At 75.2% G+C, this 1,734-nt stretch carries 2 protein-coding genes; both read left to right on the top strand.

What is annotated here, in order from left to right; all coding sequences use genetic code 11:
* Positions 1-511 (top strand): DMT family transporter (locus tag QH283_RS01455; RefSeq protein WP_280501213.1); only part of this gene is annotated, 511 nt, incomplete at its 5' end.
* Between the two features lie 105 nt (positions 512-616).
* Positions 617-1,734 (top strand): GuaB1 family IMP dehydrogenase-related protein (locus QH283_RS01450; protein ID WP_280501212.1); only part of this gene is annotated, 1,118 nt, incomplete at its 3' end.

Here is a 1,734-nt window from a genome sequence, read left to right as displayed (position 1 = left end):
CCCCCCGGGGCCCGCGCCCGCCCGGCCGCGGGGGCACCCCGGGGGCCCGCCCCCCGGCGGCCCCCCCCGGCCCCGGGGCGGCACGACCGCGCCCGCGACCACGGCACAGCCGCCCGGCGCACCGGGCACGCGCGCCGACAGCCGCCGGGCGCTCCTGTTCGGCGCGGCGGGCGGGGCGCTGTTCGGCCTGGCCGCCGCCCTCACCGATTTCGTCGCGGGCCGCTTCGGGGACGGCCTCGCCGCGGTGCTCGGCAGCTGGCAGACCTGGGCGCTCGTCGCCGCCGGACTGCTCGGCGTCTACCTGCAACAGCGTGCCTTCCAGGTCGGCAGCCTGGCGGCCGCGCTTCCGGCGGCCACCGTGGCCGAACCACTGGCCGCCGCGTTCCTTGGTCTCACCGTGCTCGACGAACGCCTGCGCGCCGACGGGTTCGCGCTGGTCGTGGTGGTCGTCGCGGTCCTCGTCCTCGCCGTCGCCGCGGTCGCCCTGGCCAGGGCCGAAGCCGCCGATTGAGCCGGGGCACGGCAGTTCCGCCGTCCGCCGCCGCTCACCCTTCCGGGTGGGCGGACTGTCGCCGGAACCCGGCGCGCCCGCCCGCTCGTCGTTACTATCGGTCGAGTGCAGTTCCTCCCCGGACACCAGCCGCCCTACGACCTGACCTACGACGATCTGTTCCTGGTCCCGAACCGGACGGACGTCGCGAGCCGCTTCGACGTGGACCTGTCGACCGTCGACGGCTCGGGCACCACCATCCCGATCGTGGTGGCCAACATGACCGCCGTGGCGGGCAGGCGCATGGCCGAGACCGTCGCCCGGCGCGGCGGCATCGTCGTTCTGCCGCAGGATCTTCCGCTCGGCGCCGCGGCCGACACCATCGCCTTCGTCAAGAGCCGCTCGCTGACCGCCGACACCCCGGTGGCGCTCGAGCCCGGCCACTCGGTGTCCGAGGCGGTCGCCCTGATGCACAAGCGCGCGCACGGCGCGGTGGTGGTGGTCGAGGAGGGCAGGCCGGTCGGCGTGGTCACCGAGGCCGCCTGCGCCGATGTCGACCGCTTCGCCCGGGTCAGCGAGATCGCCGACACCGATTTCGTGCGCGCCCCCGTCAGCACCTCCCCGCGTGAACTGTTCGATCTGCTCGAGTCCCGGCACGCGCACCTGGCCGTGCTGACCGGCGAGGACGGCGCGCTGGCAGGCGTCATGACCCGCACCGGCGCGATCCGCGCCGGCATCTACCAGCCCGCCGTCGACGCCGACGGCAAGTTGCGGGTGGCCGCCGCCATCGGCATCAACGGCGACGTGGCGGCCAAGGCCAAGGCACTGGTCGACTCCGGCGCCGACCTGCTGGTCATCGACACCGCGCACGGCCATCAGGAGAAGATGCTCGAATCGCTGGCCGCCGTGTCCGCGCTCGGCCTCGGCGTGCCGCTGGTGGCGGGCAATGTCGTCTCCGCGCAGGGCGTGCGCGATCTGGCGGAGGCGGGCGCGGACATCGTCAAGGTGGGTGTCGGTCCCGGCGCCATGTGCACCACCCGCATGATGACCGGCGTCGGCCGCCCGCAGTTCTCCGCCGTGGCCGAGTGCGCGGCCGCCGCCGAGGAACTCGGGGTGCACGTGTGGGCCGACGGCGGCGTGCGCCATCCCCGCGACGTCGCGCGCGCCATTGCGGCGGGCGCGGGCCAAGGGATGATAGGCTCCAGGTTAGCCGGCACCAACGAATCACCCCGCGCCCAGCACGT

The organism is Nocardia farcinica, from assembly GCF_029867845.1.
Classification (GTDB): Bacteria; Actinomycetota; Actinomycetes; order Mycobacteriales; family Mycobacteriaceae; genus Nocardia; species Nocardia farcinica_A.
The sequence above is the reverse complement of the archived record's forward strand: the minus strand, read 5'-3'. Positions and strand labels throughout refer to the sequence as shown.